General features: G+C 63.5%; 18 protein-coding genes and 1 pseudogene. 8 read left to right on the forward strand and 11 right to left on the reverse strand.

Translation table 11 applies throughout. The features are described from left to right. The 3 genes from ACODSO_RS01205 to ACODSO_RS01215 are packed head-to-tail and all read right to left on the reverse strand — an operon-like array spanning position 1 to position 2,605. Positions 1-519: a VOC family protein gene (locus tag ACODSO_RS01205; RefSeq protein ID WP_489034404.1), complete on the reverse strand. Its 519-nt coding sequence runs from the start codon at positions 517-519 to the stop codon at positions 1-3. A gap of 56 nt (positions 520-575) precedes the next feature. Continuing rightward, positions 576-1,523: a DNA-3-methyladenine glycosylase family protein gene (locus ACODSO_RS01210; RefSeq protein WP_489034406.1), complete on the reverse strand. Its 948-nt coding sequence runs from the start codon at positions 1,521-1,523 to the stop codon at positions 576-578. A gap of 41 nt (positions 1,524-1,564) precedes the next feature. Then, the gene (locus ACODSO_RS01215) at positions 1,565-2,605 is read right to left on the reverse strand and encodes an acrylyl-CoA reductase family protein (protein WP_489034408.1); all 1,041 of its coding nucleotides are present in this window, start codon (positions 2,603-2,605) and stop codon (positions 1,565-1,567) included. A gap of 96 nt (positions 2,606-2,701) precedes the next feature. On the opposite strand from ACODSO_RS01215, the gene ACODSO_RS01220 reads away from it, so the two are divergent. Beyond that, on the forward strand, positions 2,702-3,244 hold the full coding sequence (locus tag ACODSO_RS01220) for a ribonuclease H family protein (RefSeq protein WP_489034410.1): 543 nt from the start codon (positions 2,702-2,704) through the stop codon (positions 3,242-3,244). Between the two features lie 105 nt (positions 3,245-3,349). Here ACODSO_RS01220 and ACODSO_RS01225 read toward each other — a convergent pair whose 3' ends face one another. The 4 genes from ACODSO_RS01225 to ACODSO_RS01240 all read right to left on the reverse strand — a co-directional run bounded on the left by ACODSO_RS01225 (position 3,350) and on the right by ACODSO_RS01240 (position 6,369). Then, the gene (locus ACODSO_RS01225) at positions 3,350-4,282 is read right to left on the reverse strand and encodes a pirin family protein (RefSeq protein ID WP_489034411.1); all 933 of its coding nucleotides are present in this window, start codon (positions 4,280-4,282) and stop codon (positions 3,350-3,352) included. A gap of 11 nt (positions 4,283-4,293) precedes the next feature. Beyond that, positions 4,294-4,686 carry a MarR family winged helix-turn-helix transcriptional regulator gene (locus ACODSO_RS01230; protein ID WP_489034744.1) on the reverse strand — a complete coding sequence of 131 codons (393 nt, stop codon included), beginning with the start codon at positions 4,684-4,686 and terminating at the stop codon, positions 4,294-4,296. A 46-nt stretch (positions 4,687-4,732) separates the two neighbouring features. Beyond that, positions 4,733-5,824, reverse strand: coding sequence for an LLM class flavin-dependent oxidoreductase (locus tag ACODSO_RS01235; RefSeq protein WP_489034413.1), 1,092 nt, complete (start codon positions 5,822-5,824; stop codon positions 4,733-4,735). 167 nt (positions 5,825-5,991) lie between these two features. Next, positions 5,992-6,369, reverse strand: a complete 378-nt coding sequence (locus ACODSO_RS01240; protein WP_489034414.1) for a hypothetical protein — start codon at positions 6,367-6,369, stop codon at positions 5,992-5,994. Between the two features lie 200 nt (positions 6,370-6,569). On the opposite strand from ACODSO_RS01240, the gene ACODSO_RS01245 reads away from it, so the two are divergent. After that, positions 6,570-6,956 (forward strand): hypothetical protein, encoded by a 387-nt coding sequence (locus tag ACODSO_RS01245; protein WP_489034415.1) that lies wholly within the window; start codon positions 6,570-6,572, stop codon positions 6,954-6,956. Here the strand turns inward: ACODSO_RS01245 and zapE are convergent. Next, positions 6,912-7,802: a cell division protein ZapE gene (zapE, locus tag ACODSO_RS01250; protein ID WP_489034417.1), complete on the reverse strand. Its 891-nt coding sequence runs from the start codon at positions 7,800-7,802 to the stop codon at positions 6,912-6,914. The two genes, ACODSO_RS01245 and zapE, sit on opposite strands and share 45 nt — an antisense overlap. Positions 7,803-7,834: 32 nt before the next feature. On the opposite strand from zapE, the gene ACODSO_RS01255 reads away from it, so the two are divergent. Further along, positions 7,835-8,356 (forward strand): TetR/AcrR family transcriptional regulator, encoded by a 522-nt coding sequence (locus ACODSO_RS01255; RefSeq protein ID WP_489034419.1) that lies wholly within the window; start codon positions 7,835-7,837, stop codon positions 8,354-8,356. A 40-nt stretch (positions 8,357-8,396) separates the two neighbouring features. Further along, positions 8,397-9,051: pseudogene (locus ACODSO_RS01260) on the forward strand (glycerophosphodiester phosphodiesterase family protein). A gap of 104 nt (positions 9,052-9,155) precedes the next feature. On the opposite strand, the gene ACODSO_RS01265 reads toward ACODSO_RS01260, so the two are convergent. Then, positions 9,156-10,052 carry an oxidoreductase gene (locus tag ACODSO_RS01265; RefSeq protein ID WP_489034420.1) on the reverse strand — a complete coding sequence of 299 codons (897 nt, stop codon included), beginning with the start codon at positions 10,050-10,052 and terminating at the stop codon, positions 9,156-9,158. 35 nt (positions 10,053-10,087) lie between these two features. Here ACODSO_RS01265 and ACODSO_RS01270 point away from each other — a divergent pair, with 35 nt between their 5' ends. Beyond that, on the forward strand, positions 10,088-10,318 hold the full coding sequence (locus ACODSO_RS01270) for a helix-hairpin-helix domain-containing protein (protein ID WP_489034422.1): 231 nt from the start codon (positions 10,088-10,090) through the stop codon (positions 10,316-10,318). Between the two features lie 255 nt (positions 10,319-10,573). Here the strand turns inward: ACODSO_RS01270 and ACODSO_RS01275 are convergent, their stop codons facing one another. Together ACODSO_RS01275 and ACODSO_RS01280 are read right to left on the reverse strand one after the other, a co-directional pair. Next, entirely contained in the window at positions 10,574-12,517 is a 1,944-nt protein-coding gene (locus tag ACODSO_RS01275; protein ID WP_489034424.1) for a DUF222 domain-containing protein, read from the reverse strand. Positions 12,518-12,641: 124 nt separating this feature from the next. Next, a complete protein-coding gene (locus ACODSO_RS01280; protein WP_489034425.1) occupies positions 12,642-13,124 on the reverse strand; it encodes an alpha/beta fold hydrolase in 483 nt (160 codons plus the stop codon). Between ACODSO_RS01280 and ACODSO_RS01285 the strand changes: the two genes are divergently transcribed. The 3 genes from ACODSO_RS01285 (at position 13,108) to ACODSO_RS01295 (ending at position 15,404) form a co-directional block, all read left to right on the forward strand. Then, complete coding sequence (locus tag ACODSO_RS01285; protein ID WP_489034427.1) at positions 13,108-13,266, forward strand: hypothetical protein; 159 nt, start codon at positions 13,108-13,110, stop codon at positions 13,264-13,266. The two genes, ACODSO_RS01280 and ACODSO_RS01285, sit on opposite strands and share 17 nt — an antisense overlap. 84 nt (positions 13,267-13,350) lie before the next feature. Then, complete coding sequence (locus tag ACODSO_RS01290; RefSeq protein WP_489034429.1) at positions 13,351-14,514, forward strand: TDT family transporter; 1,164 nt, start codon at positions 13,351-13,353, stop codon at positions 14,512-14,514. Between the two features lie 116 nt (positions 14,515-14,630). After that, positions 14,631-15,404, forward strand: a complete 774-nt coding sequence (locus ACODSO_RS01295) for a putative protein N(5)-glutamine methyltransferase (RefSeq protein ID WP_489034430.1) — start codon at positions 14,631-14,633, stop codon at positions 15,402-15,404. Positions 15,405-15,482 lie beyond the last annotated feature (78 nt).

A 15,482-nucleotide genomic window follows, 5' to 3' on the forward strand; every position in this document is an offset into this window, starting at 1 on the left:
TCAGACTCCTGCGGGGCTGGAGACTCCGATGCCGCTGGGGGTGTCGATGCCGTAGCGGTCGATCTCCTTCTGCAGATCGAGAGGCCGGATCGACGAGCTGGCATCGATGGTTGCCTCGTCGAGGAGGTTCAGTGGGACGAGCCAGACGATCTCGAACTCGATGCCGTCGGGATCCTTCCCGTACAGACTCTTGGTGGAACCGTGATCGGATGCGCCGACGAGAGCGCTGGCGGCGGAGAGCTTCTGCGCCAGGTCGGCGAGGTCGCCGAGGGTCTGCACCTCCCATGCCAGATGGTAGAGCCCGACGGTTTCGCGCCCGGCGCCGCTCGGGCGCGCGCTGTCACCGAGCTGGAACAGGCCGAGATCGTGATCGTTGGTGCTGGCGTTCGCCTGAAGGAAGGCCGCTCCCGCGCCCATTCGCAGCTTGACTCGGAAGCCGAGCACGTCGGTGTAGAACGTGACGGACGCCTCGACGTTGCGTACGTACAGTACTGCGTGGTTGAGCCGCTGAATGGCCATGACATCTCCTAAGTTGAACCTTCAACCTAAGAGTACACCGGATGGCGCTCGGCCGTTCAGTGCCAGGTGTGATCGACGAGCGGAGTTCGGGGACCGAACTTCGGCTTGATCGCCTTCCCGCTCACCTGAAGTAGACGGACGGCTCGAAACCGATGTGGGGCCAGGGGTTTCATGTACTCGATCATTTCCTCGTCGTCGAGGGGCCGGCCGAGTAGAGACCAACCGACGACGGCAGCGAGGTGGTAGTCGCCCACCGACAAGGCGTCGGGATCGCCGAGGGCGCGCTGTGCCACCTCCGCGGCCGTCCAGATACCGACGCCCGGGACGGCTCTGAGTCGTCTCGACGCGTCCAGATAGGACATGGAGGTGGTCTGTTCGAGGCGGCCGGCGACCTGCGCGCACCGCACGATGGTCTTCGACCTCGCCGGATCGACGTTGGCCAGGTGGTATTCCCAGGACGGGATGCGTCGCCACACATCAGGGGCCGGCGGTACGAACATGGGTCTGGGCGTCGGACCCGGCGCGCGGTCGCCGAACTTGGTGACGAGCGTGCGCCACGACGAGAACGCGGACAAGCCGTGCACACGTTGTTCGAGAATCGCCGGAACGAGCGCCTCCATGACGAGTCCCGTCCGACCCAGCCGTAGGTGTGGGAACTGGCGGTGAGCTTCTTGCAGCGTCGGGTGCTCGGGTTCGAAGCCCGAAGCGTCGTCGTCGCGACCGAGCAAGGCCGGCAACATGTCGGTGAACTCGACAGCACCGTCGCCCCACGCCGTGCATCGGACGGAGTGCCGAGTCGTCTGTGCGAGTCGATAGGTGACTAGACCGGACGGCAGCCGCGACGCTCGCCACACACTTCCGGCGTCGTCGCGTTCGTAGGTGGGGTCACTGCGGCCTCGACGCAGGCCCGACAGACTCATTCCGACGTCGAGCGGATGCTCGGATTCGAGCACCACCGAGACCGAGTCGAGAGCGCCGGGAGTAGCAGGACTGGACGACCACATCGTGGGGACGAGCCTAATGCCTGCCCCCGACAGGTCCCGTTCTAGTCGAAGCCACCCGCCACCGCGACCACCGTCCGGCCGATGACCCGCCCCTGGGCGATGTCGTCGAGCGTGCCACGAACATCGGCGACGGAGACCTCGGTGGTGAGTGCATCGAGGCGCTGAGGACGCAGATCGGTCTCCAACTGGTGCCAGATTGCCCGACGCTTGTCGATCGGGAGCTGAACCGAATCGATCCCCAGCAGCGAGACGCCACGCAGGATGAACGGCAACACGGTCGTCGACAGCTGGGCTCCTCCGGTCAGTCCGCTCGCCGCTACGGCGCCGCCGTAGCGAACCGTGCTGAGCACGTGCGCAAGCGTCTTGCCGCCTACACAGTCGACGGCTCCCGCCCAGTCGGCGCGACCGAGCGGCCGAGGCTTTGCTTCGGGATCCTCCGGCAACCTACCGATCACGACGTGAGCCCCCAGGCTGGTCAAGAGATCGGCTGCGTGTTCCTTCCCGGTCGATGCGTGAACCTCGAACCCGGCGGCCGACAGCAAGTCGACGCTGACGGTCCCGACGCCGCCGCTGGCGCCGGTGACGAGGATCGGGCCGTCGGATGGGGTGACTCCAGCCGCGCGTAGTGCCAGAACGCTCATCGCAGCGGTGAAGCCGGCAGTTCCGATCGCAGCTGCCTCGCGCGTCGACAGTGTCGCCAACGGAACGACCCACTCTGCAGGTACCCGTGCATATTCGGCGTAGCCACCATGTTGCGCAGTCCCGATGTCGTACCCGTGCGCGATGACTCGCTGTCCCACTGCCACGTCCGCACTCGTCGATTCGACGACGGTTCCGGCGATGTCGATGCCAGGAACGATGGGATAGTCCCGAACCACGCCACCCTTGGGTGTGATCGCAAGCGCGTCTTTGAAATTGACCGACGAGTACTCGACAGCGATGGTGACGGACGGACCCGAGATTGCCGGGAGAAACGATGCGTCGACGGTCTCGCGAGCGAGCGTTATTCCGTCGGAATCGCGCGCTACGAGCGCAGCGAACGACGGTTGCACGGTATTTGCTTCTGCCGCGTCACTGGTCACTGGTGGGTGTCCTTCCGATCTCGGATGCTTTCCCACACTACCTATTCGAGCGCGGCGGCTGTTGTTTGTCGGTGTGGGGACGTATGGTCCTGTTCCGTGATCATCGTGAGTACTGACGGCTCGTGTCTGCGCAATCCGGGTGGAGCCATCGGCTGGGCCTGGGTCAACCACACAGGCCCGAGTAACTCCGGCGGCGAACCATCTGGGACCAATCAGGTCGCCGAATTGCGTGCGCTACTCGAAGCGGTGCTCGCACATCCCGGTGATGAACCGCTGCTGATCGAATCCGACTCGCAGTACGCCATCAAGTGCGCCTCGGAATGGCTGCCCGGGTGGAAGCGCAAAGGCTGGAAGACCGCTGGCGGTACGCCGGTACGCAACCTCGATCTGGTCAAAAGCATCGATACCGCGATCACCGAGCGCACTGGACCGGTTCGATTCCGCTGGGTCCGCGGGCATGTGGGCAATCACTTCAACGAGGCAGCGGATGCCCTCGCCGGAGAAGCCGCACGAGCGATCGCAGCGGGCGCGCCGTCGGCCCAGCCTGCGCCGGCCCAGCCTGTACCAACCCAGCCTGTGTCAACCCAGCCTGCGTCGACCCAGCCCGCCCCCGCAGATGAGGTCGCAACGCTCTTCTGAAGTTCGGCTGTGTGCAATCGCCACTGTCTACAACGCCACCGCTCGATTACAACAGCAGTGTGCGTTGTAGACGAGCGGTTGGTGTGTAAACCGGGCCGCAGGGCTTCAGGCTCGGGGTGTGAGCCTCGTGTTCGGAAGTTCGGGCGCGGGCAACCGGAAGTCTCGTGTGCCGTCCTTGCTCACGTACCCCTCGACCCTCCCGAATTGACCGCCGTCCTCGTGACTGCTGCCCGCCTGCCAGGCTGAGCGGTACGCCTCGATGTCTTCGTGCTCGCGGCCCATGAAGTTCCACCACATGATCACCTGTTCTCCGAAGGGTGGGCCACCGAGCAACAGCATTCGGGCCTCGTCCTGACCGGCGTTTCGGAGTACGAGTGAAGTTGAGCCGGCCGCGATGTATCCCAGCTCTGCGCGCCCGAGTGTGCTGTCCTGGACGTCGACGGTTCCCGTGTCGACGATGATTCCGTGCTCGAAGGACTCGTCGACTGCGAGCTCCAGGCTCGCCCCGGCATCGATGACGATCTCGGCGCCCAGCAGTGGCGTGAACGTGCTGATCGGCGAACTGTCACCGGCGAGGGAGCCGAGAAATACCCGTACGGTTGCGTCGTCGATCGACAGCGGCTCGGGTACGTAATGCTGAAAGTCTGGTGCGGTGAATCGTGCCGAACCCGGAAGCGCGACCCAGAGCTGCATGCCGTGCAGGATGCGGGTGTGCGGCATCGAGACCTCGGAGTGAGATATCCCGCGTCCGGCTGTCATGAGGTTGAGCTCCCCAGGCAGCACGGATGCATGTGAGCCGATGCTGTCGCGGTGCTCGATCTCGCCGGAGAACAACCAGCTCACTGTCTGGAGCCCGGTGTGCGGGTGTGGCGGGACGTCCATGCCGCCCGACTGCGATACGTCGTCGGGACCGTAGTGATCGGCGAAGCACCACGCGCCGATCAATGTCCGCTGCTTGGTCGGCAGCGTGCGTCGGACGTTCATCGCGCGAGGTCCGCCGAGGGGAACCTCGCGAGGGGTGATGACTTCCACCGTCATGAGAACTCCTTTCAAGGAATTGCCGGCTGAGCGAGTCGGAGCTTCGTGCACAGAGCTTCGAGCGTCGTCAGTTCGTCGTCGGAAAGAGCGTCTCCGACATAGCGCCGGATCCGAGCAGCGTGTTTGCGTCCGATCTCGCGCTGCACGGCGAGTCCGGCGTCGGTGAGGGCTACAACGGTGCCGCGCTTGTCGCTCGGGTCGAGCTCGCGGGTGAGGTAGCCGAGCTTGTCGAGTCGTTCGCACATCCTGCTCAGCGACGGTTGGCTGAGCAAGATCTCGTCGTTGAGGTCGTGTAGTCGAAGCTTGCGCGTGGGGCACTTGCTGAGCGTGAACAGGACGTCGTATTCACGCACGCTCATCGGGCCCCAGATGTCGTCGGAGGTGAACCGACGCATCAGCGCCACCTGGGATCGGAACAGCGACTCCCAGGCGTCGACGGCGAGCTCGGTACTAGACGGCAACGGTTGTCCCTTGCTCGGCCAGCATGCTCGCGTGGGTCGGCGGGTTCTCCGGAACGCCCTGAGGGCGTCGAGCTGCGAATTCCTTGCGCAGTACCGGGACGACTTCTTCGCCGAGTAGATCCAGCTGCTCGAGCACCGACTTCAGCGGCAACCCCGCATGGTCGATCAGGAACAGTTGACGCTGGTAGTCGCCGAAGAAGTCGGCGAAAGTCAGGGTCTTCTCGATGACCTGCTGCGGTGAACCGACGGTCAACGGAGTCTGCTCGGTGAAGTCCTCCATCGTCGGACCGTGACCGTAGACGGGTGCGTTGTCGAAGTACGGTCGGAATTCGTTCACGGCATCCTGGCTGTTCTTTCGCATGAACACCTGGCCACCGAGACCGACGATGGCCTGATCTGCGCGGCCGTGTCCGTAGTGCTCGTACCGCTCACGGTAGAGGTCGATGAGCGCGATGTAGTGCTCTTTCGGCCAGAAGATGTTGTTCGCGAAGAATCCATCACCGTGATACGCGGCGATCTCCGCGATCTCGGGGCTGCGAATCGAGCCATGCCAGACGAACGGTGGGATGTCGTCGAGCGGCCGCGGTGTGGAGGTGAAGCTATCGAGAGGAGTCCGGAAGTTGCCCTTCCAGGTCACGACGTCCTCGGTCCACAGGCGTCGGAGAAGTTGGTAATTCTCGAGGGCCAGCGGTATGCCCTGACGGATGTCCTGGCCGAACCACGGGTACACCGGCGCGGTGTTGCCACGGCCCATGATCAGGTCGACGCGGCCCTCGGACAGGTGCTGCAGCATCGCGTAGTCCTCGGCGATCTTCACCGGGTCGTTGGTGGTGATCAGCGTCGTGGACGTGGACAGGATCAGCTTCTCGGTCTGCGCGGCTATGTAACCGAGCATCGTGGTCGGCGACGAGGGAACGAACGGTGGGTTGTGGTGTTCGCCGGTGGCAAAGACGTCCAGGCCGACCTCTTCGGCGTGCTTGGCGATGGTGACCATCGACTTGATGCGCTCGTGCTCGGTGGGCGCTCGACCTGTCGTGGGGTCGACGGTGACGTCGCCGACGCTGAAGATTCCGAATTGCATGGTCTGCTCCCTACCTGAAGTTCATGCATATGCATTGACTTCTCGCTCAACCTCGAGCGTAGGCAAACTATTTCCTTCAACCTTGCCCGTTTACAACGCCACCGTTCGTTTACAACTGAAGTTTGCGTTGTGAACGAATGGTGGGTGTGTAAACCGGCCGCAGCCGGTCAGCTACTCATCAGTGATGCCATGCCCGACAGTGTCCGCACGTCGTAGGACTCGAGGGCGCCGTGGACGTAGCGATCACCCGCGACGTTCCCGCGGGTGGTGAACAGGACCGCGTAGCTGCCGAACGGGACCGGCTCGTTCTCGATGTTCACACGGGGGACGACCACGAGGAGGTGCGTCGAACTGTCGTCGTGGCTCTGTTCGGTGATCGCCCGTATCTCGTACCCGAGATCCGACCGCGTGACTGCGGTCGACTCGAACGTGGCACCACTCAGAACGATCTGCGCGACGAGCACGCCCGCGACCGATGCCGAATCGAGTGAACCTGAGATGTCGTCGCCGTCGAAAATCCAGTGGTTCGCTGCTGTGTAAGACATGAGGGTAAGGCTAGACAAGAAGGTCGAAAAAGAATTCCCTTTCTGGACCCATCCGCTCCGCCACCTGCGGCGAATGACAGATGAGACGCCCGCCGCTGCTGTCGCCCCCGACCGCCGTCAGCTGTGGGCGTCTCCCTATTTCTGCGTCTCTCTCTGACGACGCCCACCGCGTGTTCACGCAATCGAAGTACGTTTCTTCGGTGGCGAAATCGAAGGTGGACAATCCCCGCCTGCTCGAGGCTCTGTTGTCGCGCGATCGAGTCGAGCTGGCGGCCGAATTGCTGGTCAGGGTGTTCGAGCCGCACGTCGACAAGCCGTATCCCCATGTGTACGCGACCACTCTGGGCGTGGAGCTCGGACGGATCGGCGGCCTCGACCTTCGGTCGTGGACGTGGGTGGCCGACCACCGACCCGAAGGTGAACTGAGTCGACTCGTGTTGGAGTTCGTGCTCATGTGGGAGCGCGCGGGGTTGGCTTGTAGGGGGTTTTCGTACGAGTCGACGGAGATAGCACTGCTCTTCCGCGGCACCGAATTGATCTTGTCAGGCGGACTCGGCGCTGTCCGGGCCGCACTTGCGTCTGCGTAGCTGATCGAGGCGGCTCACGATCCTGTCGATATCCAGCCCGACGCAACCGTCGGCGAACGCGTCGAGCGGCGTCGACGAATGGAAGTCGGTCCGTACGTCGCCGTCGTAGAGAACATCGACGAGGTTCGAAAATCTCTGCACGGCGTCGCGAGAGGCGTCCTTCAACTGGGGGATATCGGTGATCGTCAGGACGAGTCGGTTCTCGATCATCGCGAGATAGTCGCCCGTCGACTTCGGGGTGTCGCAGAGCTCCGCGAAGGTGATTCCATCTTCCTCTTCGGCGACCGACCACGTGCCCGCTGCGAAGTGCGTTCGGGCACCCTCGCGAGTCCGGTAGTCCACCGGTCCGTCGACCAGGACCACGTGCATCCGTTCTTTCAGCAATTCGATCGTCGGGATGAACGCATCGTGGAACAGAGGATTGGGGAGCAGGCCGTCGGGTGGGTAGTTGGACGTGGTCACCAGCACGATCTTTCGGGCGAAAAGCGACTCCAGCATTCGCGCGATCAGCCTGGCGTCGCCGATGTCGTGGACGTGAAACTCGTCGAAGCACAGCAACTCGATCGTCCCTAACAGATCGTCGAGCGCCTTTTCCAGTGAGAAACCGTGCTTGAAGTACGACGCGTGCAGGTCGCGGAAGAAGCTGTGGAAGTGGACTCGCTTCTTGGCGTCGGTGTCGACGCCCGACATGTAGCGGTCCAGGAGCCAGGTCTTCCCGCGCCCGACAGGACCCCAGAGGTACACGCCGCGGCAATCCGAGGTCGTCAGGACGTCGACTGCGGCTCGTTGTCGATCGTCGAGCGCGAACTCTGCGGCAAAAGCGTCCGGGGCTAAATCAGGTCTCATTCGTCGGACTCTACATATGTAGAGTGCTGTGCATGGAGCGAAGAACTGTGATTGCCGACGCAGCGATAGATGTGATCGCCGAGTCCGGTCTTCGGGCTCTCACCCATCGAGGCATCGACGCCGCGTTGGACTTGCCCGCAGGGTCGACGTCCTACTACTTCCGCACGAAGAGTGACCTGCTGTCGGCTGTCATCTATCGCATCACCGACTACTCGCGTGTGTCGTTCGCTGGTGTGTCCGCCCAGCTCGGCCGCGATCCGGTCGACGTGACGATTCGCTACCTCGAACACCTTGTCGCAGAACGTCGCAACCAACTCCGCGCCCGGCATTCCCTTCTGATCGACCCCAGTATCGACACCGAAGCGCGGACGCGTCTCGACGGATGTCTCTTCTCGGTCGACAGCGCTGTCCAACTGTTCGGGGATCGAGCCGTCGGCGAGGGGTATGTCGCCTTGTGCGAAGGGCTCGTCCTCGCGTCGTTGGGTCGCCGGAGCGGGCACGTCGATGTGAGGGCTCCGATCGTCACGTACCTGACGGGTGCGGGGAAGCTGTAGTTCACGAGGTAGTCGGTTGCCGGTCTTAGCATCGGCCGATATGCGTCGATCAACTGTGCGCCGAATGATCCTGGTGGCTGTTTCCGGGATCGTCCTGGCCTCCTGCTCCAGCGCCTCCGAGAATCCAGTCGCGCAGGAATTCGATCTGCAAGCACACCGGGGCGGACTGGGTCTCGTCACCGAGAGCACCATCGAATCCTTCACCAATGCACTCGAACTGGGCGTCACAACGCTCGAGCTGGACACTCAGATCACCGAAGACGGCATTGCCGTCGTGACGCACGATCGTCAGGTGTCCGCGAAGAAGTGCGTCGATACGCAGAGTTTCTCGATCGGGTGACGATCCAGAGTTTCGACTGGGGTTCGCTTCAGCTCGTCCGTGACGTCGAGCCGGCGGTGCCCGTCGTCGCGATCAGCTCGTTCGGAGCATCGGCATTCTCGCCGGTGCAAGGTACCCCGCAGTGCGGCAGAGTGAGTGATCCCGATTTCGAGCTGTATGTCACTCAGAAGATGATCGACGACGCGCATGCATCGGGGATTCGCGTAATTCCTTGGACTGTCGACGATCCCAAGACCATGCACGTTCTCATCGACTGGGTGTGGATGGGCTCATCACCGACTACCCCGACCGTGCGCGTGCAGTGCTGAGCGAACGCGGGATGGCACTGCCGCAGCCCGTCACGTCAGGTTCGTGAACTCTGACTCGGTCGCACGACGTCAGGTGGCGAAAATGGTTACGAGTGAGAGTACTTGACTGCCATCATGCCCTTCGCTGATTGCGTCGAGGTCGCTCCGGTTGCTATCCGAAGTCGTAGACCACGCCCGTGAGCTTCTCGCTGGCAACCCACAGCTGATCACCCAGCGCAGCGTCCTGCGCCTTTGCTGAGATCTTCGCGGGACCGGGTGCGCCACGCGATTCGAACAGCGACTTCGGACCACTGTACGAACCCGGGCCACCACTTTCGAGTGCATACAGAGTGGGAAGTGCACCGGCTTTGGCGGATTGGGAAATGAACTTCAGTCCGATGGATGCGCCGATCGAGGCGATCTTCGAACTCCCAAGACCGTCGGGGCTGGTATACAGCGCGGTTTCGGAGATGCCCGGGTGGGCGGCGTTGCTGGTGATCGGTATACCGGCTTTGTCGAGCCGACGCTGCAGCTCCAGAGCGAACAACAGGTTTGCGAGCTTGGAGTTGGCGTACATCCGCTGCGGTTGGTAGCCCCTGGTCGCCTGCAGATCGTCGAAGTTCAATTTCGGGGCCTGCTTGTGGGCAACGGACGAGACCGTGACGACCTTCGCGTTGCCCGCAGCCCGCAGCTTCGGAAGAAGGTGACCTGTCAGAGCGAAGTGGCCGAGGTGATTGGTGCCGAACTGAAGCTCGAAGCCGTCCTTGGTCTCGGTCCGCTTCGACGGCATCATGACGCCGGCGTTGTTGATCAATACGTCTACCGCGTCGGGGGCGGACTCGGCGAACTCACGCACCGAACCGAGGTCGGCCAAGTCGAGGTGAGCGGTGTCGACGGTACCTTCGGGTACTTCGGCGGCGATCTTCTGTGCCGCGGCATTGGCTTTGTCCATGTTGCGGCACGCCAGGGTCACATGGTCGCCCTGCTTGACCAACTCGAGTGCTGTGAAGTAACCGATTCCGGTATTTCCGCCGGTGAGGAGAACACGTCGCTGCTTGTTGTCAGGCACAGCTCCGAGGGTACCGGGCCAGCTAGAGTCTGCACATGACGCGCGGCGACCGTGAGCGTGATGTGCCGGGGGAGCCGGTCGACCATTTCCCTGTAGGAACGGGCCGGCCGGCCTCGGGTGCGTTCTTCCAGGCCGGATACCGATCATTGGAAGAGTTGGCGGGCGCGTCCGAATCGGAGCTCGCGTCACTGCACGGTGTCGGACCCAAAGCACTGCGCGTCGTCAAAGCTGCATTGGAAGAGCAAGGCCTTGCCCTGACTGACTGACTGACTGGCTGGACTGTGGCTGACTTGAGTCAGAACGGCGGTGGTCGGTGCTTTTCGCGTTCGGTGACGATGGTGCGGTGTTCGATGAACTTGGCGCGGAGGTAGGTGGCGTCGGCGCGGGCTTGTGGGTCGGTGAGCCGTGCGATGTCACCGAGGCTCGGTGCTCCGCCATCGGTGCGGATGTTGAGTAGGTTGCTCCAGTTGTTGTCTTGATCGCTGATGTGCGTTTCCCACCACGTCGGTTCGTAGAGTTCTTCAGATGGCTCGGCGGACGGCGATGTCGCGGTCTCCGGGGTGAGGGTGTCGTCGGGTTGCTCTTCGTAGCCGGTGCTTGCGTCCGCTCCGCCCGCGGGGTTGGATACCGGGTTCGGGTACGGCGGTGTGGGTCGCCGGAATCGTGTTCGGTGCACGAAATCGTCGGGCACGGTGACTGTTCCGTATGACGGTGGGGTGATGCGGTGAGTTCCGGCGCCGGAGCGCCAATAGATGCCGTTGCCGTCGAGTTTCGCGCACGCCCATAGCAGTAGCGTTTTCGCATGGTGGTGATAGGGGCACAGTGGGTGCAGGTTCGCCAGGATGGTCCACCCCCCGGCCGATGGGTCGTGGTGGTCGAACGGGACGATGTGGTCTTTTGTCGCAGCGAGCAGCGGGCACACTGCAGCCCGGGAAGGTGCACGTCGAGTGCGTTGCCCGCACCAACGCCACGAGTGTTGCTGTGGGGCGGTAAGTCAATGCGCCGGGCGGTGGGCTGTTGAGACCTCCGTGTCCGTCCGGGTGTATTCCCTCGGTCAGTGTCGGGTCGGTTGCGGCAGCGGCGAGGAAATCTGCGATCGCTGCCGAGAGTGCCACTTCCTGCCCGAGTGGTGCGGACGATCTCGGTGTATCGGGGCGTGCGGATCGTCGCGCAGTCGGTGGAAGTGGTGCCGGTGGGCGGCTGCGTCCGCGCGCGATCAGCCTCTTCGCGCGGGGGTTGGTGCCGGCGCGGTCCGCTTTGGGCCTACCTCGACGCGGTACACCGCAGCCGTCCGATGCATGGCTGTCCGGTTTGCCTGCGTCACTGTCTGGTTCGTCACGGTCCGGGCCTGTTGCCGTATCGGCATCCGCTGTGCCCTCGGAACCTGCTGTGCTCTGGTTGTTTTCGTCGCTGTCCGAATCCGAGCAATCCGAGGTATCAGCTGTGTCGGTATCGGGTTTCTCGTCGTGGTCTTCTTTCTGGTAGGCCTGCGCTGCGTCCCACATGTCCGACAGAAGAGCCCGCCAGCGCGCATCGGTGGCGAGGAGACGTACCAGTTCGGGGTCCAGGACGGTGCCATCGGCGAGGGTAGCCGGGTTCTCGTTCAGCCCCAACAGCGTGTCGAGGTCGATGTGAATGTTGATCAGCGGTGCGCGGCGCGGGGCGACGAACTGCGCCGCTGTGGCCACCGGGCAGAACTCGGTCCCGCACTGGCACACCAACGATTCTTCGCGATGACACAACGCGAGCAGGGCATATCCGCGCAGTTGCTTCTTCGTCCGGGGATCGTTCGAGCAGACCGTCCCGGCGAGTTCGTCGAGAATCGCATCGCACTCGGCACCTTCGAGCATCGTCATCTTCGACACCAGCGTCGCGATCCCGTCGTTGCCTCGGCGTATATCTGCGCAGCGTTCCTCGGACACCGCCCTGTTCTGCGCCGCCGCAGATTCCTCCGGGTCATGGCTGATCCACAGTCGCCAGATGTTCTCCCTGATCGCTCTGGCGTTGCACCGCAACGCTGCCGCGAGGACATCGGCTTCGAGCGCAGACACTGTGCAGTCGCTGGCACGAACCAACGTCAACGCGATGGTGCGCACCCGTGAATAGTCGAGATCACCGGCAGTGAACGCCGCATCGACGGCGGGCAGTCGCCACGCCAACTGGTTGGCTACCGTGATCATCTCTCGCGTCACCGTCCGTGACAACGACAACGCCACGGCAGCGTCACATTCGATGCTGTGTTGTGCCCGGCCGACATTGGGTTCCATATCCCCGTGATCGGCCCCGAGTAGGTGCACATCCATCTCGGCAGCCAACCGGATCTCCGAGAGCTCGTGCACCTCGTGGACCACCACCGACGCGGCACGATTTTCCGCCCGGCGTGCAGCAGCTAGACGCGTCACCGACTCCGATGCAGCCTTGTCTGCATCGGATCGAATACGAGAAGAGCCCCCCGGCTGTGTCATAGCTCGACTGTAATCGAACTGATGTTCGAATACAACTCCAAATTGACTGTGCGGAAAGGGATTTCCGCTTGAATGAGAAACTACCTACGGTCCTGCTCACCCACATGGCTCGAGTCCTACGTGGTCACCCAGTCCCGGACTGCGGCGGCGAATTCCTCAGGCGCGTCGGACTCCACATAGGTGCGAGCGCCCGCCGGTAGTGGGTCATCTCGGCTTCGGTCGGCCTTCGTCGTCGATGGCCCGTAGGAATGAAAGCGTTGACGAGGAGGTTGAATCGCCTGCCCAAGAGGCAAATCGGGAGCCCGCCGATAATCCGCGAGAACGCCTCGAAGTGGAGAATCCCGTTGACCGGCCACGCCCATGTATTGACGAGTATCAGCCGATCGACGACGCCAGGACGTCTCTGCGCGGCGGCCATGCCGATCGGACCGCCCCAATCCTGCCCGACCAGGATGACCTCTTCGAGGCCGAGTGCGTCGAGGAACCCGGTGACCACGTCTGCGTGCTCCTCGGGCAGGTAGCGGTATCCGGGCCCCGGCGTGGACAGTCCGAAGCCCGGGTAGTCGATTGCGACACAACGGAAGTCGTCGGTGAGTGCGCTGATCACGTCCGATGCCACCCTCCGGTCAGACCCCGCGTACGTCCTCGGCCTCGCCGCCGGGGCTCTTACGTTGACCGATGCGCGTGCCCTCGGCGTGATCGAGATCGACGGCGACGAGTCGGTCGTCCGCACTGTCTTCGCGGCTTGACCAGACCATCACAAATCTCGCTTGTGGCCACACAAGAACGAACCATCTACCGCCCGAGGCCGTCGGGGACGATCGTTCAACTCCATGGTCCAGACACTGCACGCATCCAGGCAGCCGCGTTCGTCCATGCCGGGAACGGGCACGCGCGGGCCTCGGCTACTGTTCCGCAATTTCGATCGCCCCGGCCAAGTGTTCGAACACATCACCCCCAACTGGTTCGCGTCGGTGATGGGAACCGGCATCGTTGCTACCGCCGGAGCGACGCTGCCTGTGCACTTGCCTGGTCTTCATGCGTTCGCGACGGTGGTGTGGGTGATCGCGTCCACCGCGCTCGTCGCGCTGTCGGTCGCATTTCTCGTGCACTGGTTTCGTCACCGCCGGAATGCGTGCGCTGCCCTCCACGACGCGGTGATGGTGCAGTTCTACGGCGCCCCGCCGATGGCCTTGCTGACGGTCGGCGCAGGCACGATGCTGTTGGGTAAAGATCTGATCGGCACCGGAGCAGCGACAACTGTCTTCGCCGTCCTGTGGTCGGCCGGCACCGTCCTGGGGCTGATCACCAGTGTGGCGGTTCCGTACTCGATGATCACCAGGCCAGCGGACGGGCAGACGAGACCGCTTCCTGCCTGGCTGATGCCCGTCGTACCGCCTATGGTCTCCGCATCGACCGGTGCATTGTTGCTCCCGCACATCGCCGAGGGGCAGTGGCGCCTGACGATGCTCGGAGCCTGCTACGCGATGTTCGGCCTGTCTCTGCTCATCGGCATCATGACCATGACACTGATATACGGACAGCTCCTCGGCGGCGGCGCCCCGCCGGTTCAGGCGGCCCCGACGGTCTGGATCACGCTCGGTCTCATCGGCCAGTCCATCACTGCCGCAAACCTGCTCGGCACCGACGCGGCCCTGGTCTTCGTCGGCCCTGACAACGCAGTCGCCACCGGGCTCGAGGTCTTCGGCATCGTCTACGGGTTCATCATGGGCGGATTGGGCTTCCTGATGTTCTGCCTCGCGCTGGCGCTGACCGTGCATTCCGCCCGACGAGGGTTGTCCTTCTCGTTGACGTGGTGGTCGTTCACCTTCCCGGTCGGTACCTGCGTCACCGGTGCGACGGCGTTGGCGGCGGCCACTGGATCCACGGCGTTGGTCGGACTCGCCGCGCTGCTCTATGTACTCCTTCTCGCGGCCTGGGTGACGGTGGCGACCCGCACGGCGCACGGGTCGCTACGCGGCGAACTACTGGGTTAGAGTGCATTCGACCGAACCGAAGAGGAGGTGCTACCCGTGGACCGTTGTTCAAGTTGGGCGCTCCTTTTCCTTCCGGCCCGGTAGGAGAGCGCCCCAGGCGCTCGAAAGGCTGCTCGATGCCTCATCCTCGTTTTCTCCCGGCCGTCACTCGCACTCTTCGATCGGCAGGGTGCGTCTTCGCCGAATCAGAAGCCGAGCTACTCGTCGACACGTTTGTCGGTGACGAGCTCGAACACGCAGTTGCACAACGTATCCTCGGTACTCCGCTGGAGCACATTCTCGGCTGGGCCGAATTCTGCGGTCTACGAATCGTCGTCGAACCTGGAGTGTTCGTGCCGCGGAGACGAACCGAACTCCTCGTACGACTGGCTGCGACGTCGACGCCGCACACCGTCGTCGATATCTGTTGTGGTTCAGGGGCAGTCGGCGCTGCTCTCGCGCATGTGCTCGACGGCCTCGAGCTGCATGCTTCTGACATCGACACTGCGGCGGTGCGGTGTGCCCGCCGCAATGTCGAGCCTGTGGGAGGGCACGTGTACGCGGGAGATCTGTATGCGTCTCTCCCGGAGGAACTCCGAGGCCGCGTCGACGTGATCGCCGCAAACGCCCCCTATGTGCCCACCGACGCCATCGGCTCGATGCCGCCCGAAGCGCGGGACCACGAGCCGAGGGTTGCACTCGACGGTGGCGTCGACGGACTCGATGTGCAGCGCAGAGTCGCCTCCGATGCCACCCGGTGGCTGGCCCCGAACGGACGACTCCTCATCGAGACCAGCGTCCGGCAGGCCGAGCGCACCGCGCAGATCGTCGTCGCAGCAGGCTTCGACGCCGACATCGTGCACGACGACGAGCTCGACGGCACGGTAGTCATCGGGAGAGCGTGTCGCTGAGCCTCCTGCAACGGTGTAATTCTGCTGACGGAGAACACGGCCACCTCGGGGAACACCGCTGACGGCAAACAAGTTGAG

Source organism: Rhodococcus sp. FG69, from assembly GCF_057808915.1.

What these genes read in the sequence shown, in the direction of transcription:
- ACODSO_RS01255 (WP_489034419.1), top strand. Translation starts at nt 7,835, where the DNA reads ATGGAGCGAAGAACTGTGATTGCCGACGCAGCGATAGATGTGATCGCC.
- ACODSO_RS01270 (WP_489034422.1), top strand. Translation starts at nt 10,088, where the DNA reads ATGACGCGCGGCGACCGTGAGCGTGATGTGCCGGGGGAGCCGGTCGAC.
- ACODSO_RS01275 (WP_489034424.1), bottom strand. Translation starts at nt 12,517, where the DNA reads ATGACACAGCCGGGGGGCTCTTCTCGTATTCGATCCGATGCAGACAAG.
- ACODSO_RS01205 (WP_489034404.1), bottom strand. Translation starts at nt 519, where the DNA reads ATGGCCATTCAGCGGCTCAACCACGCAGTACTGTACGTACGCAACGTC.
- ACODSO_RS01240 (WP_489034414.1), bottom strand. Translation starts at nt 6,369, where the DNA reads ATGTCTTACACAGCAGCGAACCACTGGATTTTCGACGGCGACGACATC.
- ACODSO_RS01295 (WP_489034430.1), top strand. Translation starts at nt 14,631, where the DNA reads ATGCCTCATCCTCGTTTTCTCCCGGCCGTCACTCGCACTCTTCGATCG.
- ACODSO_RS01210 (WP_489034406.1), bottom strand. Translation starts at nt 1,523, where the DNA reads ATGTGGTCGTCCAGTCCTGCTACTCCCGGCGCTCTCGACTCGGTCTCG.
- ACODSO_RS01235 (WP_489034413.1), bottom strand. Translation starts at nt 5,824, where the DNA reads ATGCAATTCGGAATCTTCAGCGTCGGCGACGTCACCGTCGACCCCACG.
- ACODSO_RS01225 (WP_489034411.1), bottom strand. Translation starts at nt 4,282, where the DNA reads ATGACGGTGGAAGTCATCACCCCTCGCGAGGTTCCCCTCGGCGGACCT.
- ACODSO_RS01290 (WP_489034429.1), top strand. Translation starts at nt 13,351, where the DNA reads ATGGTCCAGACACTGCACGCATCCAGGCAGCCGCGTTCGTCCATGCCG.
- zapE (WP_489034417.1), bottom strand. Translation starts at nt 7,802, where the DNA reads ATGAGACCTGATTTAGCCCCGGACGCTTTTGCCGCAGAGTTCGCGCTC.